The sequence below is a fragment of the Pelagibacterium sp. genome (assembly GCF_965249125.1).
Lineage (GTDB): Bacteria > Pseudomonadota > Alphaproteobacteria > Rhizobiales > Devosiaceae > Pelagibacterium.
Genome location: NZ_OZ252217.1, coordinates 3,752,313 through 3,773,356 on the forward strand (window position 1 = coordinate 3,752,313; position 21,044 = coordinate 3,773,356).

A 21,044-nucleotide genomic window follows, 5' to 3' on the forward strand; every position below is an offset into this window, starting at 1 on the left:
CATGTCCTGTGACGTCGAAATCAATCCCCTGGTCCTGACCTCGCGCCTTTTGACGGTTGAACTGGCCGGGACCGGCGCAAGGGACAGGCTGGATGTGCCGCTGCGCTGGCGGCTGGTTTCCTCGGGGGCAATTGCCCAGGACGGGGTGGTCGAACGTCCGGTTCTCACCCTTGAGGGGCTGGTGCCGGGGATCGATTACACGCTGGCGGTCGAGGGGTTTAACGATCTCGAGTTTGTCACCCCGCCCGAAAGCGCCTTTATCGATATTCGTGATCATGGAGCCCTGGAAACGGCAGCCGACAACGCGGAGGCCCTTGCCGCGGCCATCGCGACGGCTCCCGAGGGCGCGACGCTTTACGTGCCGCCGGGGGTGTGGCGGACCGGACCGGTTTTTCTCAGATCGGGCCTGTTTGTGCATCTGCCCGAGGGGGCGGTATTGATGGCGGTGTCCGATCGCGGCGCCTATGGCGTTCTCGAGGCCTTTGGCGAAGACGGGCGGCAGCAGGCGAGCTGGGAGGGTGTCCCGGCGAAATGCTATGCCTCGGTTCTGACCGCTATCGACGCGGACAGCGTCACCATCGCGGGCAAGGGCGTGATCGATGGGGGTGGCGCCGAGGGCGACTGGTGGGAATGGCCCAAGGAAACGCGGGACGGCGCAAGGCGACCGCGCACTATTTTCGCCAATCGCTGCACGCAATTGAAGATTTCTGGGCTCACCATACGCAATTCGCCGAGCTGGACGATCCATCCGCTCGATTGTGCCGGGGCGGTGTTTGCCGACCTGGTTGTCGATAATCCCCCCGACAGCCCCAATACCGATGGGCTCAATCCCGAAAGCTCGACCGATATCGAGATCGTGGGTGTGCGCTTTTCGGTGGGCGACGATTGCATCGCCATCAAGGCGGGAAAGATCTGGCCCGACGGGACGGTGCCGGCGCCGACGCGCAACGTTTCGGTGCGGCACTGCCTGATGGAACGCGGGCATGGGGGCGTGGTGATCGGCTCTGAAATGAGCGGGTCGGTGACCGACGTTTCCGTTGCATTTTGTACAATGGTCGCGACCGATCGTGGCCTGAGGATCAAGACGCGGCGCGGCCGGGGCGGGCAAGTGGCGCGTATTGTGCTCAGCGATTGCGTCATGGACGGGGTCGGCACGGCGCTCGCTGTCAATTCGCACTATTTCTGCGATCCGGATGGCACATCCGATGCGGTCCAGAACCGGGCTCCCGCGCCGGTCGATGCGACAACGCCCAAGATTGCCGACATCGTGCTGATGCGGACCGAGGCGCGCAATGTCCACCATGCGCTGGCCTATGTGCTGGGACTGGCCGAAGCGCCGATCAGCGGGCTGACCATTAAAGATATGACCGTGACCTACGCACCCGACGCGGTGGCCGACGTGCCGGACATGGCGCTGGGGCTTCCGGCGCTCCGCCATGCGGGCATAATCACCGAAAATGTTATTGCCCCCATAATCATGGGGATCATCCAGCCCACCGATACGATCAAGGAACGCGCATGATGCTCGAATCCTATTTCGACGCCTACGCGTCCTCCTATGCGTCCTACAAGCAGGGCGACTGGTGCTATGAGGATGGCTGCATCTATCGCGGCCTGATCCTGCTCGATGCGGCCGACCCACGTGGCCCCTGGTTCGAGCATCTCAAAAGACTGGTCGATGGGCAGGTCAGCGAGGAGGGGGCGCTGGCCGGGTATGACCCTGATGAGTTCAATATCGACAATATCCATTCGGGGCGCGCGCTGATTGCGCTTTTCGACCGGACGGGCGCGCAAAAATATCGGATCGCGGCGGACCGGCTTGTCGATCAGTTGGCCCGGCACCCGCGTCTCACAAGCGGCAATTACTGGCACAAGCTGCGCTATCCCCATCAGCTCTGGCTCGACGGGCTCTATATGGGGCTGCCGTTCCAGATCGAATATGGCCAGCATTTCGGACGCCCCGATCTCATCGAGGACGGGCTGAACCAGCTCCAATCCGCGCTGTCGCTGCTGGCCGATCCGGGCACGGGGCTCTACAGCCATGGCTATGACGAGGCGCTCAAGCAGGATTGGGCAGACCCGCAAACACGCCGGTCTCGGGCCCTGTGGTCGCGGGCGCTGGGGTGGCTGGCGATGGCGCTTGTCGATGTCCGCGCGCTGGTGGGGCCTATCGGCTGGCTCGACGCTGCCATTGGCACGCTGGCGGGACGGCTTGCCTTGCACCAGCGATCCGACGGCCGCTGGAACCAGGTGACCGATCAGCCCGAACTGGCGGGCAATTACGCGGAAGCCTCGGCGAGCGCGATGTTTGCCTATTTCTACCTGGCGGGCAGTCGGCTGGGCATTGCCGGGGTGGACCGGGACGTGGGCAGGCGGGCGCTGGAAGGGCTTGAGACGTTCTCGCTGCGCAAGGATGCGGGCGGAACGCTGGTTCTTGCCGATATCTGCCATGTGGCGGGGCTGGGCGGGTTCGGGGGGCGGTATCGCGACGGCACGGCGGCCTATTATGTGTCTGAAGCGATAGCGCCCGACGATTCCAAGGGCGTGGGGCCGCTCATGATGGCGGTGGCCGAGAGCGAGGGTGTGGTGGCGGCGTGACGCTTTTTTCTGGAAATGCCCGAGGTCAGGCCGAAACCGATTTGCGGTAGCCCATGGGGACGCGCTTGAGGTCGCTGGTTTCGGTAAAGCGATAGAACTGGCTGGCCCGGGTTTCGCGCGATGCGGAGGCCGATGTGCCGGCGCGGGCCGATTCAATCAACTGGGCGAGGAAAGCTGCCTGGGGCGCCGAGCGGGCGAGGGACGGGCTGGCGCGCGGCAGCGAGAGGCTGACCGGGAGGTGATGTCCCGAAATCGTCCGTTTTTCTGGCGTGCTCGTGTCCACTTGCGCGGTTCCGTTTCAAAGTGGGACAGAACATTTCAGCGCTTCTTCGAACCGCTTCAATTGTTCTGGGCCCTTGTTTTGTCGCGCTTCCGAACCGGATAAGCGGTGCCCGCTTATCCTGGAAGCGCTCCAGTGTCCCGTTCTGGCACGCTTTGGGTGCCCTTCTCCCCCAGACGTCGCAATCGGTGTGCCAGTTGGCAAGGTTTCGTTAACGATTGCCACAGGCAATCGGGCATATGGTTAACGTGGCGGTGGGGCTTTGGTTCTGGCCGGAGGGGGAAGGGTTAATAAGGCGGTAAGGGATGCGCCGCAATTTTGCGGCTTTGTTGCGCTTTGAGGGTGGCGAAAATTTTTCCCGGACGAGAGAGGCCCAATCCATGATCCCCCAGATAGCTCCCGCCCGCCTGAGCGCGCTTGCGCTCGGTCTTGCCTGTGTCGGCGCGCTCGCCGCCTGCTCGGGTGCGCCCTCGACCGGGGGCGGGCTGGCGCCGGGACTGGTGAGCCAGATCAATGCGCCGGGCGCGCAGATGGACCGGCAGGCGGCGCTCGGGATCATCAACCAGTACCGCGCGACGCGCGGGGCCGCCCCGCTTGCCGCCGATCCGGCCCTCGACGCGCAGGCCCAGAGTGTCGCGGCGCAATATGCCAGCACGGGAAATCCGCCGGCCCGTCCGGCGGGCATTGCCAATATGCGGCTGTCGGCAGGCTATACCAATTTCGCCGAAACCTTCTCGGGCTGGCGCAACAGCCCGGCCGATGCCGATGTGCTGGCGCAGGCCGATGCGCGCCGGGCCGGGTTTGCAGCGGTCTACGATCCCAATTCGGCCTATGGCGCGCACTGGGTCATGCTGCTGGGGCAGTAATTACGCTCTCTCGCGCGTCCGAACCGCAAAACCGTTTCCATCCCCGATCGGGTCGAGGACATGCTTTTGCTGGACACGTCTAGGCGTTTTCCAGAAGGCGCCTGCGCAGTTCGGAGCGGGGGCAGATGAGCTTGTGCTCAAGGCTGTCGAAATCGACGCGGGTCACAAATTCAATGGCAAAGCCCGGATCGAGCATGCGCACGACGCGTCCGACCACGGTTCCCAGGGCCATCGGCATGCCGATGGTGACCTCGAGATCGGCCGAGACGGCGGCGCCGGTCATCGAGATGTCGATCACGAAGCAATCGATCATCACCCCATCGGCCAGAATGATGGTCGATTGGGGGTCTTTGGGCGTGATGCGCCGATAGCGGCGGTTTTCGGAAACTTCGAAATTCTTGTGCTGCTCGAGCCACTGGACGTGCGCGGCCAGGCGCTCGCGCTCCGCCTCGCTCATATCGAGCGACATTGTGAAACCAAAGCCCATGGGCCGGGTGATCTGGCCGCGAAGAACGCCGAATTCCTCGAAATGGGCCGTTACCCAATCGCCTATTTCACCGCCGATCGGGGCGGCGATCGACATGGTCATCGGCGAAATGCGTTGCACACGGCAAGCGAAATAGGGTGTCTTGTCATTTGTGCTGGGCCACTTTTCAAGATGATAGCGCCCGGGCATATTGGTCATGAGCCGAAGCCGGTCATCCACCCGGGGCCGGCCGATCCGGGCCTCGGCCCGTTTCCCCTCTGTCATGGTATCGCTCCCCAACGGGAAACCACCTTATAGTATTAACCTTAACAAATGCTGTCTTTGACGTTGAGCCGCTATCATCGGGCGCTGCCCGTTTTCCCTTGTTCGAGCCTGTGAGTGAGTAAAGACATGAGCGATATTGTTATCGATGCGCGCGGCCTCAAATGTCCGATGCCGGTCCTCAAGCTTGAAAAGGCGCTGGCGGGCGCCAGGGCCGGCGAGACGGTTGCGGTGCTGGCCACCGACCCCGTGGCGCGCATCGATATTGCGCTTTATTGCCGCCAGCACGGGCACGGCCTGGATATGCGCGAGGAGGGAGGCGCGCTCCGATTTGCAGTGACCAAGGCGCGAAGCGCGGCCTGAGATCGTCAGGGACCGGGCGTTAGCGAGACGATCGAGGAATCACCGAAGCCGGCTGAAAGTGCCGGATCGGGAAGCGGGCCCGTTGCCATGGCGGGTACGCCCGAGCCGGGACGTGGGCGGGGCAGGGGCACGTCGGCGAGCCGGCCCAGCGTGGCAATTGTATGGGTGGGGGGAACGATGGTGTCGTTGAGATAGGAAATCTGGCCATCGAGCCCGGCGGAAAAAAGCTCGGCCCGCTCGGCGGAATAGTCGGTGGCGTCCGCGCCGCAGATATTGGGCCGCATGTCGACAGGCAGCAGACCGGGCTGGTTGGCGACGGCGTTGACGGTGCGGCCGGTGCCCCGATACCCGCCGGCAAAACCGGAAAACAGCATCTGGGCGGTCATCTCACCGCGCTCGCGCGAGGAGCTGGCGCCAAAGGTTATGGCCATCAGCTGCCGCCCGTTGCGGGTGACGGTGGCGACGATATTGAGGCCCGAGGCGCAGACATAGCCGGTCTTCATGCCATCGGTGCCCGCAAAGCCGGTCAAGAGCTCATTGTTGGAATGGGAGCGCGACTCGTCCAGCGCAAGAGTGCGGGTGGAAAACAGCGCATCATATTGAGGGAAGCGCGCCCTGATGGTGAGGGCGATCATGGCCATGTCGCGCGCCGTGGTCACCTGGGCAGGATCGTGCAGGCCATGGGGATTGACGAAACGGGTGCCGGTAAGCCCCATGATCGCGGCGCGGGCGTTCATCATATCGACAAAGGCCGGCTCGCTGCCGGCGATGGTTTCGCCGATGGCGACGGCGATGTCGTTGGCCGATTTGACGACAAGGACGTAGAGCGCGTCCTCAAGGGTGATCGCCGTGCCTTCGGGCAGGCCCAGCTTGGAGGGCGCGACCGAAAGGGCGTTCGCCGAGGTGATGACGGGTGTCGAGAGCGACGCCTGGCCGGTCTCGATGGCCTCGAATGCGATGAGCGCGGTCATGAGCTTGGTCAGCGAGGCCGGGTGCCAGGGAATGCCCGCTTCGTTTTCGTAAAGCACCTCATTGGTGCGCATGTCGATGAGCAATTGGGGCAGCGCGAAGGCCTGGGAAAGAGCCGCCGCAAGGGTGCCCAGAACCAGGATGCAAATGGACAGCAATCGCCGGACAGACTGCACCGCGCTCACTCCGTTATCGTTTCGTTAAAGCTCGATCGATCCATAACAGGGCAATTTTGGCTAAACAATGCCCGCCGGGCATGGGGTGGATATCTTGCCCGGTCTTTTGCATTCCGGCCAAGGGTTCCCTTTGGTAACCAGGGACATTATATGTACCTTAATTCAATCTGAAAGGTGGTTTGGCCATGGCCAATATCGAGCCCGACGAAGCGAGCGTTTGCACGGCGATGGGCGATATCCTCAACCGGATCGGCGACAAATGGAGCGTCATGGTCGTGGGCCGGCTCAAGGGCGGCACCATGCGGTTTTCGCAATTGCGCCGGGCCATTGATGGGGTGTCCCAGCGCATGCTGACGCTCACCCTGCGCAATCTCGAACGCGACGGGCTGGTGACGCGCACGGTCTATGCGGAAATTCCGCCGCGGGTGGAATATACGCTGACCGAAATGGGCCGCACGCTGACCGGGCCGATCGGTGCGTTGTGGGACTGGGCGGCAACCCATCAGGACGAAGTGGCGCGGGCGCGAACGCTCTATGATCGCGCGCAGGCCGGGGACGCCGAACCCGAGCGCCGGCGGGCCTGATCCGTGCTCATCGCGCGACGGCGATGTGCAGATGGTCCTGGTGCAGCCTGTCGGTAAACGATTTTCCCCCAACCGCATCGAGGGCCCAGGGCGAGCCGATCTGGCGGATTTCAGGCTGGTCGTAGAGCCATTGCACCGTCTGGTGGATCATGGACCCCTCCGCCCTGCCATCAATGACCAGCGTGTCGCCGAGCCTGTAGATATCGACGGCGCGGCCGCGCGTGTGGTCGGACTGGCGGTCGGTGCCGAACACTTCAAAGGGGTGGCCCTGGGACAGGGTGACGACGCCGAACGGGGTCCGCTGGGCCAGCCGTGACATGACGGAAAGCAGATCGGGGGATATGGCGCCCGAGAGAATGTCCCAACGGGCCGAATCGGGCATTTCGATGCGGGGATCGTTGAGGACGGCGAGCGCCTGGGGCGAGGGCGCAGCCGGATCGGTGATCAGCGTGCCGCCGATCGAGGCGAGATCGGAAAAGCGCCACACCCCGCCCGCGAGCGCAAGCCTGATATCGAGGGTGCGGATGAAGACCTGTATCCCTTCCTGTGTGCCCACCAACTGCTCGACGACGACCATGACAGAGGCGGCGCCGGTGCCCAGACCGCCAAGTTGCGGATAGATGATACGCCCCTGCGACCACGCGCCCGGCACATGGAAGGTGGCTGCCAGTTGCTGTGCGGCGGCGCCGGCAAAATCGAGGCGTGCGGCGATTTGCCCGGTCGTTTCACCGGCGGAATAGGTTGTCACGGCCAGCGCCACCTGGCTGGCCAGGCGCTTGGCGTTGGGGTGGGTTTCGTTGGGCGAGAGGGGTTCGGCCCCGTTCTGGTGGGTCGGGGGCGCAACGATCTCAGGGGCGGTGGGGAAGGATGCCGGCTGAGCCCAGCCGTTTTGGATAGGCGCGCACAACAGTGTAAGCGACGCGATCGCCATCCAGATCCTCATATGCACCTTCCTCATCCAGTATCAGCCTGTATTCCCTTAAGATTGCACCGTCCTGGCTTTTATGCCGGCCGATGAGCCGACAGCCCAGTCTTTCAAAGAACGGGGTGCCCAGTCCACCCTCCTCGGTGACCAGCAGGGCGCGATGGACACCGCTTGCGCTTGCGCGGCTGGCGAAACCCTCGATCAAGCGGCGGCCAATGCCGCGCCGTCGCGCGGCGGCGTCGGTAACGATATGGCTGAGCACGGAAATCGGACGGGGCGCCTGGGGCTGGCCGGAAGAAGCGGGGGGAACGAGCCCGATATGGCGGGCAACCCCTTTTGCGTAACGGCCCATTCGGGTGCGGGCGAAATCGAGGGCGACCTGGGGGCGGGTGAGCATGGCGCCGCAGCCGGCCAGCGCAAGTTTCGAGCCGAAATTGTGGGTCACCCAGCGGTAGTGTTCAGCGTTCGAGGTGGTGCCGAACAAAGCGCCGACGACCTCATCATCGTCCCGGGCCACAAGCGCGATGCCATAGGGCGAACGGGCAAAGCTTTCCTGATAGAGGCCAAGAAAATGACGGCCCAGCCTGGGAAAAAGGCCCAGACGCAGGTTTTCGCGGTGCAGGGCGACGGTTGCCGTGATGTCGGACTGACGGAGCGGGACGATGGACAGCATGACCGCAAGCCTCGGGCGCGTTAACTTTAATTGACGGAAGATTAATGCAATGGCCTGCCGGGCGTTCCCCGATTGCTCTGAAAAGCGTTTCATGTTCGGTATTGGCTATCTTTTGAGGTGACGGGGCGCGTCATGGGCAAGGAAATCGAACTCAAGCTACAGGTTGCGACCGAGGCGGCGGGGCTGGTTGTTGGATGGGCCCAGGCGCAAGGTGAACTGCGCCGGCGGGAGTTGCGCTCTGTCTATTTCGATACGCCCGGCCGTTCGCTGGCCATGGCCGGGTTGTCGCTGCGGACGCGGTATGACGGGGCGGGATTTGTCCAGACCGTAAAGGCGGCGGGGGAACAGGCCGCGGGGCTTTTCACGCGCGAGGAATGGGAAAAACAGGTCGCCTCGGAACGACCCGAACTGGGTCCGGATACGCCGCTGGCCGGTCTGCCGCCCCAGACGCTCGATGCGCTGGCGCCGCTTTTTTCCCTCGATGTGGTGCGACAAAGCCTCGATGTCGGGCGCGAGAGCAGCGTTGTCGAACTGGCCATCGATACGGGAACCGTGGCGGCCGACGACCGGCGGGCCGATTTCTGCGAGATCGAACTGGAGCTCAAATCGGGCGAGCCGCATGGTCTTTTCGAGATGGCCCGCGAGCTCGATGCGCTCGTCAGCCTCCGGCTCGGCGTGGTGACGAAATCGGAACGCGGCTATCGCCTGCTCGAGGCGGTGGCGGAAAGCGCCAAGGCGGTGGCCATTCCTCTTGCGCCCGACCAGAGCGTTGCTGACGGGTTTGCGGCGATTGCTGCCGCCTGCATGCGGCAATACCGGCTCAACGAGGATATCGTGTTGCGGCGCCCCTCGCCCGGCGCCCTGCATCAGGCGCGGTTGGGGCTGCGGCGGCTGCGGTCGGCGCTGACGCTGTTCAAGCCGGTGGCCGAGGACGAACGCTATTCCCACTTTCGCGACGAACTCAAATGGCTGGCCGGAGAACTGGGCGATGTGCGCGATCTCGACGTGCTTTACCACCGGGCGCGATCGGGCGAGTTGCGCATCGCCATTGCCCGGTTGCGCGAGGAGGCCCATGGGGCGCTCGAGGAAACGCTCGGTTCGGCGCGGGCGCGGGCATTGATGATCGATCTTGCCGAATGGGTTGCCGTTGGGGCCTGGCGCGATGCGGCCGAGCGGGCGGAGGGCAAGAGTTTGATTGGCGAATTTGCCGACCGCGCGCTGGAAAAGTCGTTTCGGAAATTCAAAAAGCGCAGCGACGGGCTGGCCGGGTTGGGCGAAGAAGACCGGCACGAGGCGCGCAAGCTGGCCAAGAAGCTGCGCTATGGCAGCGAGTTTTTTGCCGGGCTCTATACCGGCAAGAAAGCCGCCAAACGCCATGGAAGGTTCATCGACGGGCTGCAGGCCGTGCAGGACGAGCTGGGCAGGCTCAACGATCTCGCGGCGGCTCCGGTCCTCTTGGCCAGGAACGGGCTTAGCGACACCGAAGGCGCCGAGGGCGTGCTGTCGGGCGCCGACACGGCGGATACGCTGGAGAAAGCGAGCACGGCGCGCGACGCGCTGGTTAACCTCAAGCCATTCTGGGGTTAGATCACGCGCTCTAGCCCATCGCCGCCCGGTAGATGCCCAGGACATCGTCCACGCTCATGGCGCGGGGGTTGTTGTCCATCAACCGGCGGATGGCGTGGGCTTCAGCGGCCCAGTCGGGCAGGGCGCTGGCCTCTGCACCGTGGCGGGAGAGGCCCATTTCCACGCCGAGGCTGCTGCAGAAACCGTGAGCGGATTTGAGAACGGCGGGCGCGCTCGTGTCGGCGCCAAGGTTGAGGCGCGAGAGGATTTCGCCGGTTTTTTGAGGGCGCTCGGAGGCGTTGAAGGCCAGAACGTGGGGAAAGATTATGGCGTTGGCCAGCCCGTGCGGGAGCTTGAGGCGGGTGCCCAGCGGATAGGCCAGGGCGTGGCCGGCAGCAGTGTTGACCGGGCCCAGGCAGATCCCGCCGTAATAGGAGGCCAGCATCATGCCGGCGCGGGCTTCGGTATCGGTGCCGTCGGTGACGGCGCGGGCCAGATAGCGCCCGACAAGCTCGATCCCCAGACGGGCATAGCCGTCGATCAGGGGATGTGCCTTGATGTTGGTGAAGGCTTCCACGCAATGGGCGAGGGCATCGATGCCGGTTGCCGCGGTGACGGCGGGGGGCACCGAATGGGTCAATTCAGGATCGAGAATGGCGATGTCGGCGAGCATGTGCTCGCTTTCGACAGCCAGCTTGGCGAGGGTTTCGGGGTCGGTGACCAGTGCGCGGGTGCCGGCTTCAGAACCGGTTCCCGAGGTGGTGGGGACCTGAACGAGCGCGGTGCGCCGCCCGGTCGCTTTTCCTGCGCCGACCACATCGGGGACCGCGAGTTCGGTGTCCCAGAGCACGGCGACCAGCTTGGCGACGTCCATCACCGAACCGCCGCCCAGCCCGATCACCAAGTCGGGGCGGAAGTCGCGCGCTTGCGCAAGTACGGCGTCGACGGCGGGCAGGTCGGGCTCGGGCGGCAGGTCGAGATGGACATGAACGGCCGATTTTATGCCGATGCGCTCGACGAACGGGGCCGTGGGCGCCATGGCGACGACGAAGACGCGGGAAAAACCGTTGGCGAAATCGTGTAGCCGGGACAGCGCGCCAGCGCCGATTTCAAGGCGTTTTGGCTGGACGAGCGTAATGGGGCGGGCCATGGAGAGCATCGGTTCAGCCATTGTCCTGCTCCTCGAGCGCTGCCATCTGCGTCCAGATGTCCTGGGTTTGGGCTTCGGTGAGCGCAACGAGCGGCGGGCGGACACGCGTCCAGCCCGAGTGGTTGCGGCGGCGGGCCAGCATGGCCTTGATGGTGGGCAACTGGACATAGGCGTTGGAGAGGTTGCGCCAGGCCTCGATGCGGGACTGGGCGTTATCGACTTCGGCGGCCCGCGTCGTGTCGTGCCAATTGTCGAAGACCAACCGCAAATGGTTGGCGATCAGGTTCGAGCTCGAGGTGATGCAGCCCGCTCCGCCCGAGCGCAAAAGCGGCAGCATGAAGGGGTCAGCGCCCGAGAGGACCGAGAAGTTCTCAAAGGCGCTGGCAAACGCCTGCATGCTGTCGAGCTTGCCCGAGCTGTCCTTGATGCCGATGACGATGCCGGGAAAACTGTCGAGCAGGCGGCCAACGAGTTCGAGCGAAAGCCCGATTTGGGCGATGGGCGGGATATGATAGAGGACGATGCGCAGATCGTCGCTCGCCACGCCCTCGATCAACTCGGCATAAAAGCGGAACAGGCCCTCATCGGACACGCCTTTGTAATAGAAGGGCGGCAGGACGACCGTGGCGGCAACGCGCGCTTCGAGCGCGTGCCGGGTGAGGGTAACGCTGTCGGCGACATTGGTCTGGGAGGTGCCGGGCATGAGGCGTTTGGGATCGATGCCCGAGGCGATGACCTGATCGAGCAGGTCCTGACGCTGGGCGATGGAAAACGAGTTGGCCTCGCCCGTGGTGCCCAGAAGGGCGATGCCGTCGCAGCCCTCTTCGAGCAGAGATCTGGCGTGGATCGCAAAGGCCGCGTGGTCGGGTTCGCCCGAGGCGAGGACCGGGGTGGCGGCGGCGCAAAAGACGCCACTGATTGGAAGATTGCGGGCGGGGTTCATCATTTGCTCCCGGCAGCCAGACGGCGCGCATAGGCGATGGCGGCATTCATGTTGGTGTGGTTGGCCCTGCCGGTGCCGGCAATGTCGAAGGCCGTGCCGTGATCGACCGAGGTGCGATCGATGGGCAGGCCGAGCGAGACGTTGACCGCCGTGTCGAAGGCGACGAGCTTGATGGGGATGTGGCCCTGATCGTGATATTGGGCGACCACAAGATCGAAGGCGCCGCTATAGGCGCGGTGATAGACGGTGTCGGCGGAAATGGGGCCGGCGACATCGATGCCTTCGGCGCGGGCCATCTCGACGGCGGGGACGATCTGGTCGTCATCCTCGGTGCCGAACAGGCCGCTTTCGCCGCAATGGGGGTTGATACCGGCGACCGCGATGCGGGGGGTTTCGTATCCGATGCGCTTGAGATGGTCGTTGCCGGCGCGGATGGTGTCGAGGATGCGGGCCGGCGTGGCGCGGTCGATGGCGGTCTTGAGCGAAACGTGGGTCGAGACGTGGATCACCTTCAGCCGGTCCGAAGCCAACAGCATGAAGGCCGATTTCCGGCCCGTGAGCGCGGCAAGCATGCCGGTGTGGCCATCATAGTGGTGACCGGCCAGATTGAGGGCTTCCTTGTTGATCGGGGCAGTAACGATGCAGCCGATGGCATCGTTAAGGGCATCGGTGACGGCGCCGGCGATGAAGCGATAGGCGGCGTCGCCGGCGCGGGCGTCGAGCTTGCCCCAGGGCAGGGCTCCGCCCTCGATCTCGAAATCCTTGACCAGAGCGTCGAGATCGAGGGTGACACCAGTGGCGCGGGCCGCGGCTTCGAGCGTTGCACGATGGCCGTAGATGCGGGTGCGCCCGCGCGCAGCATCGTCCATCTCGGCGACGGCACGCACCGTGATTTCCGGGCCGACGCCGGCAGGGTCGCCCATTGTAATGCCGATGATCTCGCTCACTGTGTTTCTCCATCGATCCAGCCTTTGGGCAGGCGGACATATTTGATGGCCCTGCGGAAATAGGTGTAGGCCACGTGCAGATCCCCGTCCTCGCCTTCGAGCAGGTAGGGGTAGGACAATTCCTTGTTGCGACCGTCCTCGGAATTGTTGGAAAGGCAGGTGCCGGGGCTGTCGTCGATGACGCGGCGCAGGGGGAAGGTCCTGCCACCATCGGTCGAGATGCAAAGGCTCAAGGGCGCGCGGGGCACGCCCCAGACCGGGGCGCAGCCGCCGGTTGCATCGGGGCGGTCGTCGCCCTCTTCGATCTCGTCGTAAAGGGACGCGCGCCGGTCGGGCGAGGTGGCCGCCGAGGCCGGATTGCAGACCATGGCCAGCCGGCCATCGGCAAGGCGGATGACATTGATCGAGGAATTGTTGTTGGGCACGTCTGTGGGGCGCGGTTCGGACCAGGTGTGGCCGCCGTCATGGCTTTGAGAGCGGTGCACGAAATCGGACTGGCGGCGGCGATAGAACGCGACCATCTCGTTGCCGTCGAGCGGCACTATGGTCATGTGCACCGAGCCGATGGAGCCCGGCACTTCGTCGAGCGTCCATGTGTTGCCGTCGTCATGGCTCGTGGCGACGGCGGCGGTGTCGTGGCTGCCGTTCCAGCGCTGGCCGGGGCGCGGGGTGCAGCGAAAGACCGGCATCATCCATGCGCCATCGGCGCGGCGTACAAACCGGGCGCGGATGAAGCTGCCGAGCGGCAGATCGATTGTCCGCGGCTGGCCGGCCACCAGCGTGCCGTTTTCCAATGTAATGTCGCGGGCCCGCAGCAGGCACTCGTCCTGATTACCGGCGGGCTGGGCGGTGTGAAAGAGCTGCCAGTTTTTGCCGTTATGGGCGAGCACCGGGTTCTGCTCGGAGCGGTCGGGGTCATCGGACAGGCGGGTGGGTGCGCTCCATGCCTGAGACCCCGGCGCGAGCATGCTGGAAAAAATCGAAATGTCGGCCTTGCCCTCGAGCGTGCCGCCGAACCACAGGCAGACGAGCGTGCCGTCTTGCAGGCGCTCGATGAAGGCAGCGTGGTTCTGCACCATTGGCGAAGGCAGCAGTGCTTGCCGGCCGCCATCGGTGCGGTCGGCGAGGTGTCCTGTCATGGCGCTGGCGATGTCTTCGGGAGACATGGCTCCTCCTTGTTTTGCCCGTCATACCTCCACTCCCGAGATAAAGTTGTCAAGTTATCCTGATGTAAAAATTTGTAAGTTTTTTTGGCAGATTTGGAATAAAAATAATAAAAACAATAAATTATAATGGCATGGTCGACGCGGAAAATTGACAATATGGATTTATGTTTGACAAATTGATGTCGGCTGTGAATAGTGGCGCCCGGCCCTTTCGATACGGAAGGGTCCGATGGTTTGCCGCTGAGCGCCCGGCAGCGCCGCTCAGCCGCTCGATGAAGCTGCCAAGGGAGGAAGCCTTGACCCTGAGATATCTGATTGCCGGCGCGCTTGTTGCGTCTGTCGCAACGAGCCCGGCCCTGGCCCAGGACAATACCGACATTACGGTGGTTCTGAGCGAAGAACTCGATCTGGTTGAACCGTGCATGGCCACGCGCTCCAATATCGGGCGCGTCATCATGCAGAATGTGAGCGAAACGCTGACCGAGCTCGATGTTCGCGGCGATGAGGGGCTGATGCCGCGCCTCGCCGAGAGCTGGGAGGACATGGGCGATGGCGTTTGGCGCTTCAATCTGCGGCCCGATGTGACATTTTCCGACGGTTCGGCTTTCGATGCCGAGGACGTCAAACATTCGTTCGATCGGGTATTTTCCGACCAGATCACCTGCGAGAGCGCGCGCTATTTCGCCGATACCGAGCTGACTTTCGATGTGGTCGACGATCTGACCATCGATGTGACCTCCGAGCCGGCGCAGCCCATTCTGCCGCTGCTGATGACGCTGGTGACCATCGTTCCTTCCGAAACGCCCATGGAATTCGTGCGCGAGCCGGTCGGAACCGGACCCTATGCCCTGACCGAATGGCAGGCGGGCCAGCATATCCTGCTCGAACGCCGCGACGATTACTGGGGCGAGGCGCCTGCGGTGACTTCGGCGCGCTACGTCTTTAGGTCCGAGCCCGCGGTTCGCGCCGCGATGGTGGAAACCGGAGAAGCCGATATCGCTCCGCAGATCACCGAGCTCGAAGCCACTAATCCGGCAACCGATTTTTCCTATCCCAATTCCGAAACGGTCTATCTGCGCATCGACAGCGCCGATGAGCCGACCAGCGACATCCGCGTCCGCCAGGCGCTCAATGCGGCAATCGACCGCGAGGCGTTCATCGGTACGCTGCTGTCGGAAGGGACGGAGCTTGCGGTGGCCATGGTGCCGCCAACGACGCTGGGCTGGAATGGCGATCTGACCCCGCCGGCCTACGATCCCGATCTCGCACGGCAATTGCTGGCCGAGGCGGAAGCCGACGGCGTGGATGTGGGCCTGCCCATCGAAATCATCGCGCGGACCGAGAACTTCCCCAATGTGACCGAAGTGGCCGAGGCGCTGACCCAGATGTTGACCGAAGTGGGGTTCAATGCGTCGGTGCGCATGGTGGAAGTGGCCGAGCACGAGCAGTTCTACTCAAAGCCCTATCCTGAGAGCGAAGGCACGCGGCTGATCCTGGCCCAGCACGACAATGGCCGTGGCGATCCGGTGTTTTCCATGTACTTCAAGTACCACAGCGACGGAACGCAGTCGGGTATTGCCGATCCGCATGCCGACGAGTTGATCGATGCGGCGACCGCGGCGACCGGCGAGGAACGCGAAGCGCTGTGGTCGGAACTGTTCGCCTATGTGCAGGACGAAGTGGTGGCCGATGTGCTGCTGTTCCACATGGTCGGCCATAGCCGGGTGAGCGAGCGGCTCGACTTCATGCCCTCGATTGCCACCAACCAGCAGTTGCAGCTGTCGCAAATCGGCTTCAAGTAGACGCTGGACATGATGTCGGGCGGCGCGGGATGATCTCTCGCGCCGCCCCATTTTAACCGGATTGGTGAACCGCAATGACCAAGCTGATCGGCCAGAGAGCGATCGCCAGCCTGCTCTCGCTCATCGTCCTCATGGTAATGGTGTTTTTCCTGTCACGCCTGACGGGTGACCCGGCGGCGCTGTTCCTGCCCATCGATGCGACCGAGGAGATGAAGCAGCAGTTCAGGGCGCTCAACGGGCTGGACCGGCCGATCATCGAGCAGTTCGGGCTCTATGTCTGGGACCTGATCCATCTCGATTTCGGGGAATCGCTGCGGCGGGCCCGTCCGGCCATCGACGTGGTTCTCGAAGCCTATGCCTGGACGCTGCCGCTGGCGCTCATCACCATGGCGCTGGTGGTTGCCGCCGCCATCGTTCTGGGCTCGATTGCCGCGTTCAACGTGGGTGGCCTCATCGATCGCGGGATTTCGGTGGTTTCGTTGATCGGGGCTTCGGCGCCCGATTTCTGGATCGCCATCGTTGCCATCGTGTTGTTCGCCATCAATCTTGCATGGCTGCCGACCTCGGGGGTGGGGACGCCCTGGCACTGGATCATGCCGGTGGCCGTGCTGTTCATCCGCCCGTTCGGGCTGATCGTTCAGGTGGTGCGCGGGTCCATGCTGCAAGCGCTTTCCGCGCCCTATGTGAAAACGGCGCGGGCCAAGGGGGTCAAGAACCGGCCGCTGATCTTCGTTCACACGCTGCGCAATGCCATGCTGCCGGTGATCACCGTGATCGGGGATCAGGCCGCAGCGCTGCTCAATGGCGCCGTCATCGTCGAAACGATCTTCGGGTTTCCCGGCATCGGCAAATTGATGATCGATTCCATCCTGCAGCGCGATTTCAACGTGGTGATGGCCGCGATCCTTGTGACCGCCATTGCCATTTTCATCATGAACATCCTGATCGACATCGCCTATTCGATGCTCGATCCGCGCATCCGGCAATAGGAGGGGTGTCCGTGACCGATATCGCAGCTTCCAAGTCCATTCGGCAAGAACCCAGGAGCGGGGCGAGGGCGCTGCTCTCAATGCTCGGGCGCGACAAGTTCGCGCTGGTTTCGGCTGTGTTTCTTCTTGTCGTCATCGTGTGCGCGATCATCGGGCCGGCGCTGCTGGGCGATCTTGCCACCTCGCAGAACCTGCGGGGCCGCAACAGCCCGCCGTTCGATCTTTCACGCGGCTGGATTTTTGTGCTCGGCGGGGATTCGCTGGGCCGTCCAATGCTGGCGCGGCTGGTGGTCGCGGCGCAAAGCACGATGATGGTCGCTGCCGGAGCCGTGGCGCTGGCGCTCAGCGTGGGCGCGCTGTTCGGGCTGATCGCGGGCTATATGGGAAAGACCGTCTCACAGGTCATCATGCGGCTGGCCGACGTCATCATGAGCTTCCCCTCGCTGCTTTTGGCGGTGGTGGTGCTGTACGTGCTTGGGCCGTCGATCCCCAACATGATTCTGGTTCTGGCGATCACCCGCATACCGATCTATCTGCGCACCACCCGCGCCGAAGTCCTTGAAGTTCGCGAGCGCATGTTCGTGCAGGCGGCTGTGGTGATGGGGGCGTCGCACAGCCGGATCGTCACGCGCCATATCCTGCCGGTGATCGCCCCGACGCTGGTCACCATCGCCACGCTCGATTTCGCTTTCGTGATGCTTGCCGAATCCTCGCTGTCGTTTCTGGGTATCGGCATCCAGCCGCCCAGCATCACCTGGGGCCTGATGGTCAGCCAGGGGCGGCCCTATCTCAACACGGCCTGGTGGCTCTCGTTCTGGCCAGGTCTGATGATCGTTCTGACGGCGCTCTCGCTCAACCTTTTGTCCAACTGGATGCGCGTGGCGCTCGACCCCGCCCAGCGCTGGCGCCTCGAAAGCCGGAAGTCCGCCAATGACTGATGCCCTTCTGAGCGTGAACGATCTGTCGGTCGAATTTCACACGGCGCGCGGCACCGTGCGCGCTGTGCGCAACGTCTCGTGGTCCGTCAACAAGGGCGAAACGCTGGCCATTCTTGGCGAAAGCGGATCGGGCAAATCGGTATCGGCCTCGGCGGTGATGAATTTGCTCGACACCCCGCCGGCCGAAGTCACGAGCGGGGAGATCCTGTTCGAGGGCAAGGATCTGCTCAAGGTCAGCTATGAGGAGCACCGCGCGCTCAACGGCAAGCGGATCGCCATGATCTTTCAGGACCCGCTGGGCCATCTCAATCCTGTCTATACGGTGGGCTGGCAGATCATCGAGATGATGACGGCGCATGGCCGCCCGCTCGACTTGGCCCGGGCAAGGGCGCTGGAGCTGGTAACGCGGGTGGGGATACCCGAGCCCGAAAAGGCGCTGAAAAAATATCCGCACCAGTTTTCGGGCGGCCAGCGCCAGCGGCTGATGATCGCCATGGCGCTGATGCTCAAGCCCGATATCCTGATCGCCGATGAGCCGACCACTGCGCTGGATGTGACCATTCAGGCCGAGGTTCTGGCACTGCTCAAGCAATTGCAGGCCGAAACCGGCATGGGGCTGGTGCTGATTACCCACGATCTTGGCGTGGTCGCTGAAATCGCCGACCGGGTGGTGGTGATGAGCCAGGGCGAAATCGTCGAGCGCGGTACGGCGCGCGAGGTCTATCACAACCCCCAGCACCCCTATACGAAAAAGCTGATCGGGGCTGCGCCGGGCAAGGGCGCGATCAGGACGCTTGAGGCCGGTGCGCCGGAGTTGCTGGAGATCTCCGACTTTGTCAAAACCTATGGCGAGTTCACAGCGCTCAAGGGCGTATCGCTCACGCTGGCGCGCGGGCAAAGCCTTGCCGTCGTGGGCGAGAGCGGATCGGGCAAGTCGACGCTCGCCCGCACCCTGTTGCGTCTCGAACAGCCCGACAGCGGCAAGGCGCTCTGGAAGGGGCGCGACCTGGTTGCCATGACCCAGCGCGAGCTTCTGGCGGTGCGGCGGGAAATCCAGATGGTGTTCCAGGACCCCACCCAATCGCTCAACCCGCGCATGTCGGTCTATCAGTTGATTTCGGAAGGCTGGGACATTCACGGGCTGGTCCCCGATCGCAGGACGAGGCGCCAGCGGGTCGGCGAACTGCTCGAACAGGTGGGGCTGTTGCCCGAACATGCCTCGCGCTACCCGCATCAGTTTTCCGGTGGCCAGCGCCAGCGGATCGCCATCGCGCGGGCGCTGGCGCTCGAGCCCGAGCTCATCATCTGCGATGAGGCGGTTTCGGCGCTCGACGTTTCGGTGCAGGCGCAGGTGATGGCGCTGCTCGACGGGCTGCGGGAGACACTGGGAATTTCGTACCTGTTCATCGCCCACGACCTCGGCGTGGTCCGCGACTTCGCCGATACTGTGGTGGTGATGAAGGCGGGCGAGATCGTCGAGCGCGGGCCGACCGAGGCTATCTTTTCGGCGCCCCAGCATCCCTACACGCAGCGGCTTTTAGCCGCCAATCTCGACCCCGACCCCGATGTGCAGGCGCGGCGGCGCGAGGCCGGCGGCGCGGCGCGATGACCGATCTGGCGATCATCGCTGATGATTTGACCGGCGCGCTCGACGCGGCGGCACCGTTCGCCATGCGGGGGCTGAAAACAATAGTGGCGCTCTCGCCCGACGCGCTGCCCGAAGCGCTTGCGGCGGATGCGGCGGTGGTCGGCGTTTCCACCGACAGCCGGGAGGTCGATGCGGACACGGCGCGCAGCCGCATGGGCGCGGCAGCCGAGGGGCTGGGCGGATCGATCCGGGTGTTCAAAAAGATCGATTCCCGTCTCAAGGGGAATGTGGCGGCCGAACTCGACATGCTGGATTTCGAGCGGGCGCTGGTCGTTCCCGCCATTCCCGAATTCGGGCGATGGGTGAAAGATGGCAGGCTTGGTGGGTTTGGCGTCGACACGCCCATCGATGTTCGAGAAAAGCTCGGGAGGCATTCGGGAAGCGCCATAGTGCCCGATGTGTCGGACCGGGCCGATATCGTGGCGGCGCTCGACGTTGCACCCGACGCCCTTGCGGTTGGCGCGCGGGGGCTGGCCGAGGTTCTGGCCGAAAGGATGGGGCCGGGGCGTGTTCGGGCTGATCCTGGGTTTGCCGCCAAACGCGTGATTTTCGTGATCGGATCGCGCGATCCGATTACGCTGGGGCAGATCGGGCGGCTGCGCGATGAGTGTCCGGAGTTGGCTTATGTCGCGGCTCCTGGCGGGGTGGTTGCCGATGGATTTGCAATGGGGGGCGATGTCGCGGTTCTGCATGCCACGCCGGGGCCCGGGTCCGACGATCCGAGGGACGTGGCGCGGCGGCTGGCGGACGGGCTTGCGAGCGCGGGTCCGCTCGATGACACCCTGGTCGTGCTGTCGGGCGGGGCGACGGCGCAGGTGGTCCTCGGGCATATGGGGATCGGTCTGGTCGAGGTGTTGGGCGAGGCACTGGCCGGCTTGCCTATTGCCCAGACTTTGCGGTTCAAGCTAATCACGAAGTCCGGAGGATTTGGAGAGCCCGATGCATTGGCCGGAATTGTGAGCAGGTGCAATAAGGCGCGGGGTGGGTCCTAGATGTCGATGTCGGGTGGTCTCAATGTGCGGCGCAGCCTTTCTGACGCGGTGTTCGACCGCATCCAGAAGGCGATCAAATCGGGCGCCTATGGGGTCGACGAGCGCCTGCCGACCGAACATGCGCTGGCAGCCGAGTTCCAGGTGTCCCGGCCCGTGGTGCGCGACGCGTTGGCAAGGCTGCGCGACCAGGGGCTGATCTATTCGCGGCGCGGGGCGGGAAGCTTCGTGCGCGAACAAGGGATCAAGGAGCCGCTCGGGTTCGGGCAGATGGAAAATCTGTCCGATCTCGAACATTGCTATGATTTCCGCCTGACCATCGAGCCGGAAGCGGCGGCCATGGCGGCGGCGCGGCGTTCGGACGAGGCCCTGGTCAAGATCAGGACGGCATTAAGCCTTTTGCGCGATGCCACAAACCGGCAGGCGCACCGCGTCGATGCCGATTTCATGTTTCATCTGTCGATCGCTCAGGCTTCGGGCAACCCCTATTTCGCCACGGCGATGCAGGCGCTCGAAGACCATATCGCTGTCGGCATGCGGTTCCACGGGCTGTCGCTGAAAAGCACCCATGACGGGTTGCAGCATGTGTTTACCGAACACACCGCCGTTTATCAGTCGATTCTCAATCAGGATGCGGCTGCGGCGCGGGCGCTGATGCGCCAGCACATAACCGGGTCGCGGAACCGGCTTTTTGCCCCGCGCGATACGCAAGAGCGCTAAGAGA

21 protein-coding genes are annotated in these 21,044 nt (G+C 63.9%); 12 read left to right on the forward strand and 9 right to left on the reverse strand.

The window, feature by feature from the left end:
* Position 1: 1 nt before the first annotated feature.
* Together ACP148_RS18260 and ACP148_RS18265 are read left to right on the forward strand one after the other, a co-directional pair.
* Positions 2–1,522, forward strand: coding sequence for a glycoside hydrolase family 28 protein (locus ACP148_RS18260; RefSeq protein ID WP_421952358.1), 1,521 nt, complete (start codon positions 2–4; stop codon positions 1,520–1,522).
* Positions 1,519–2,598: a glycoside hydrolase family 88/105 protein gene (locus ACP148_RS18265; protein WP_421952357.1), complete on the forward strand. Its 1,080-nt coding sequence runs from the start codon at positions 1,519–1,521 to the stop codon at positions 2,596–2,598. Before ACP148_RS18260 ends, ACP148_RS18265 begins: the two co-directional genes overlap by 4 nt.
* A gap of 25 nt (positions 2,599–2,623) precedes the next feature.
* Here ACP148_RS18265 and ACP148_RS18270 read toward each other — a convergent pair whose 3' ends face one another.
* A complete protein-coding gene (locus tag ACP148_RS18270; protein ID WP_421952356.1) occupies positions 2,624–2,881 on the reverse strand; it encodes a hypothetical protein in 258 nt (85 codons plus the stop codon).
* Between the two features lie 377 nt (positions 2,882–3,258).
* Between ACP148_RS18270 and ACP148_RS18275 the strand changes: the two genes are divergently transcribed.
* Positions 3,259–3,744, forward strand: a complete 486-nt coding sequence (locus tag ACP148_RS18275; RefSeq protein WP_421952355.1) for a CAP domain-containing protein — start codon at positions 3,259–3,261, stop codon at positions 3,742–3,744.
* Between the two features lie 79 nt (positions 3,745–3,823).
* On the opposite strand, the gene ACP148_RS18280 is transcribed toward ACP148_RS18275, so the two are convergent.
* Positions 3,824–4,495 carry a PilZ domain-containing protein gene (locus ACP148_RS18280; RefSeq protein WP_421952354.1) on the reverse strand — a complete coding sequence of 224 codons (672 nt, stop codon included), beginning with the start codon at positions 4,493–4,495 and terminating at the stop codon, positions 3,824–3,826.
* A 126-nt stretch (positions 4,496–4,621) separates the two neighbouring features.
* Here ACP148_RS18280 and ACP148_RS18285 point away from each other — a divergent pair, with 126 nt between their 5' ends.
* Positions 4,622–4,855 (forward strand): sulfurtransferase TusA family protein, encoded by a 234-nt coding sequence (locus ACP148_RS18285; RefSeq protein WP_421952353.1) that lies wholly within the window; start codon positions 4,622–4,624, stop codon positions 4,853–4,855.
* Positions 4,856–4,860: 5 nt separating this feature from the next.
* Here ACP148_RS18285 and ACP148_RS18290 read toward each other — a convergent pair whose 3' ends face one another.
* Positions 4,861–6,009: a D-alanyl-D-alanine carboxypeptidase family protein gene (locus tag ACP148_RS18290; RefSeq protein WP_425033609.1), complete on the reverse strand. Its 1,149-nt coding sequence runs from the start codon at positions 6,007–6,009 to the stop codon at positions 4,861–4,863.
* A 176-nt stretch (positions 6,010–6,185) separates the two neighbouring features.
* On the opposite strand from ACP148_RS18290, the gene ACP148_RS18295 reads away from it, so the two are divergent.
* Positions 6,186–6,584, forward strand: coding sequence for a winged helix-turn-helix transcriptional regulator (locus ACP148_RS18295; protein WP_421952351.1), 399 nt, complete (start codon positions 6,186–6,188; stop codon positions 6,582–6,584).
* Positions 6,585–6,591: 7 nt separating this feature from the next.
* On the opposite strand, the gene ACP148_RS18300 is transcribed toward ACP148_RS18295, so the two are convergent.
* Both ACP148_RS18300 and ACP148_RS18305 read right to left on the reverse strand, forming a co-directional pair.
* Positions 6,592–7,515 carry a hypothetical protein gene (locus ACP148_RS18300; protein ID WP_421952350.1) on the reverse strand — a complete coding sequence of 308 codons (924 nt, stop codon included), beginning with the start codon at positions 7,513–7,515 and terminating at the stop codon, positions 6,592–6,594.
* Positions 7,433–8,182, reverse strand: a complete 750-nt coding sequence (locus tag ACP148_RS18305) for a GNAT family N-acetyltransferase (RefSeq protein WP_421952349.1) — start codon at positions 8,180–8,182, stop codon at positions 7,433–7,435. The genes ACP148_RS18300 and ACP148_RS18305 overlap by 83 nt, the downstream gene beginning before the upstream one ends.
* Before the next feature lie 132 nt (positions 8,183–8,314).
* On the opposite strand from ACP148_RS18305, the gene ACP148_RS18310 reads away from it, so the two are divergent.
* Positions 8,315–9,769 (forward strand): CHAD domain-containing protein, encoded by a 1,455-nt coding sequence (locus tag ACP148_RS18310; RefSeq protein WP_421952348.1) that lies wholly within the window; start codon positions 8,315–8,317, stop codon positions 9,767–9,769.
* A 10-nt stretch (positions 9,770–9,779) separates the two neighbouring features.
* On the opposite strand, the gene ACP148_RS18315 is transcribed toward ACP148_RS18310, so the two are convergent.
* The 4 genes from ACP148_RS18315 to ACP148_RS18330 are packed head-to-tail and all read right to left on the reverse strand — an operon-like array spanning position 9,780 to position 13,954.
* Positions 9,780–10,919, reverse strand: coding sequence for an iron-containing alcohol dehydrogenase (locus ACP148_RS18315; RefSeq protein WP_421952347.1), 1,140 nt, complete (start codon positions 10,917–10,919; stop codon positions 9,780–9,782).
* Positions 10,912–11,844, reverse strand: a complete 933-nt coding sequence (locus ACP148_RS18320) for a dihydrodipicolinate synthase family protein (protein WP_421952346.1) — start codon at positions 11,842–11,844, stop codon at positions 10,912–10,914. Before ACP148_RS18320 ends, ACP148_RS18315 begins: the two co-directional genes overlap by 8 nt.
* The gene (gene pdxA / locus ACP148_RS18325) at positions 11,841–12,788 is read right to left on the reverse strand and encodes a 4-hydroxythreonine-4-phosphate dehydrogenase PdxA (protein WP_421952345.1); all 948 of its coding nucleotides are present in this window, start codon (positions 12,786–12,788) and stop codon (positions 11,841–11,843) included. The genes ACP148_RS18320 and pdxA overlap by 4 nt, the downstream gene beginning before the upstream one ends.
* Entirely contained in the window at positions 12,785–13,954 is a 1,170-nt protein-coding gene (locus tag ACP148_RS18330; protein WP_421952344.1) for a sialidase family protein, read from the reverse strand. Before ACP148_RS18330 ends, pdxA begins: the two co-directional genes overlap by 4 nt.
* 296 nt (positions 13,955–14,250) lie before the next feature.
* On the opposite strand from ACP148_RS18330, the gene ACP148_RS18335 reads away from it, so the two are divergent.
* From ACP148_RS18335 to ACP148_RS18360, 6 genes are all read left to right on the forward strand, one after another.
* Entirely contained in the window at positions 14,251–15,756 is a 1,506-nt protein-coding gene (locus ACP148_RS18335; RefSeq protein ID WP_421952343.1) for an ABC transporter substrate-binding protein, read from the forward strand.
* Positions 15,757–15,830: 74 nt separating this feature from the next.
* A complete protein-coding gene (locus tag ACP148_RS18340) occupies positions 15,831–16,745 on the forward strand; it encodes an ABC transporter permease (RefSeq protein ID WP_421952342.1) in 915 nt (304 codons plus the stop codon).
* A gap of 80 nt (positions 16,746–16,825) precedes the next feature.
* Positions 16,826–17,683 carry an ABC transporter permease gene (locus tag ACP148_RS18345; RefSeq protein WP_421952365.1) on the forward strand — a complete coding sequence of 286 codons (858 nt, stop codon included), beginning with the start codon at positions 16,826–16,828 and terminating at the stop codon, positions 17,681–17,683.
* Complete coding sequence (locus ACP148_RS18350) at positions 17,676–19,292, forward strand: ABC transporter ATP-binding protein (RefSeq protein ID WP_421952341.1); 1,617 nt, start codon at positions 17,676–17,678, stop codon at positions 19,290–19,292. The genes ACP148_RS18345 and ACP148_RS18350 overlap by 8 nt, the downstream gene beginning before the upstream one ends.
* Entirely contained in the window at positions 19,289–20,323 is a 1,035-nt protein-coding gene (locus ACP148_RS18355) for a four-carbon acid sugar kinase family protein (protein ID WP_421952340.1), read from the forward strand. The genes ACP148_RS18350 and ACP148_RS18355 overlap by 4 nt, the downstream gene beginning before the upstream one ends.
* A complete protein-coding gene (locus ACP148_RS18360; protein WP_421952339.1) occupies positions 20,324–21,040 on the forward strand; it encodes a FadR/GntR family transcriptional regulator in 717 nt (238 codons plus the stop codon).
* Positions 21,041–21,044: the final 4 nt, after the last annotated feature.

Bases quoted from the DNA above. Each gene is read 5' to 3' on its own strand.
- ACP148_RS18345 (WP_421952365.1), top strand. From the start codon at position 16,826: ATGCTCGGGCGCGACAAGTTCGCGCTGGTTTCGGCTGTGTTTCTTCTT.
- ACP148_RS18300 (WP_421952350.1), bottom strand. From the start codon at position 7,515: ATGGCGATCGCGTCGCTTACACTGTTGTGCGCGCCTATCCAAAACGGC.
- ACP148_RS18280 (WP_421952354.1), bottom strand. From the start codon at position 4,495: ATGACAGAGGGGAAACGGGCCGAGGCCCGGATCGGCCGGCCCCGGGTG.
- ACP148_RS18360 (WP_421952339.1), top strand. From the start codon at position 20,324: ATGTCGATGTCGGGTGGTCTCAATGTGCGGCGCAGCCTTTCTGACGCG.
- ACP148_RS18295 (WP_421952351.1), top strand. From the start codon at position 6,186: ATGGCCAATATCGAGCCCGACGAAGCGAGCGTTTGCACGGCGATGGGC.
- ACP148_RS18355 (WP_421952340.1), top strand. From the start codon at position 19,289: ATGACCGATCTGGCGATCATCGCTGATGATTTGACCGGCGCGCTCGAC.
- ACP148_RS18340 (WP_421952342.1), top strand. From the start codon at position 15,831: ATGACCAAGCTGATCGGCCAGAGAGCGATCGCCAGCCTGCTCTCGCTC.
- ACP148_RS18320 (WP_421952346.1), bottom strand. From the start codon at position 11,844: ATGATGAACCCCGCCCGCAATCTTCCAATCAGTGGCGTCTTTTGCGCC.
- ACP148_RS18275 (WP_421952355.1), top strand. From the start codon at position 3,259: ATGATCCCCCAGATAGCTCCCGCCCGCCTGAGCGCGCTTGCGCTCGGT.
- ACP148_RS18265 (WP_421952357.1), top strand. From the start codon at position 1,519: ATGATGCTCGAATCCTATTTCGACGCCTACGCGTCCTCCTATGCGTCC.
- ACP148_RS18260 (WP_421952358.1), top strand. From the start codon at position 2: ATGTCCTGTGACGTCGAAATCAATCCCCTGGTCCTGACCTCGCGCCTT.
- ACP148_RS18350 (WP_421952341.1), top strand. From the start codon at position 17,676: ATGACTGATGCCCTTCTGAGCGTGAACGATCTGTCGGTCGAATTTCAC.
- ACP148_RS18330 (WP_421952344.1), bottom strand. From the start codon at position 13,954: ATGTCTCCCGAAGACATCGCCAGCGCCATGACAGGACACCTCGCCGAC.
- ACP148_RS18285 (WP_421952353.1), top strand. From the start codon at position 4,622: ATGAGCGATATTGTTATCGATGCGCGCGGCCTCAAATGTCCGATGCCG.
- ACP148_RS18315 (WP_421952347.1), bottom strand. From the start codon at position 10,919: ATGGCTGAACCGATGCTCTCCATGGCCCGCCCCATTACGCTCGTCCAG.
- ACP148_RS18305 (WP_421952349.1), bottom strand. From the start codon at position 8,182: ATGCTGTCCATCGTCCCGCTCCGTCAGTCCGACATCACGGCAACCGTC.
- ACP148_RS18310 (WP_421952348.1), top strand. From the start codon at position 8,315: ATGGGCAAGGAAATCGAACTCAAGCTACAGGTTGCGACCGAGGCGGCG.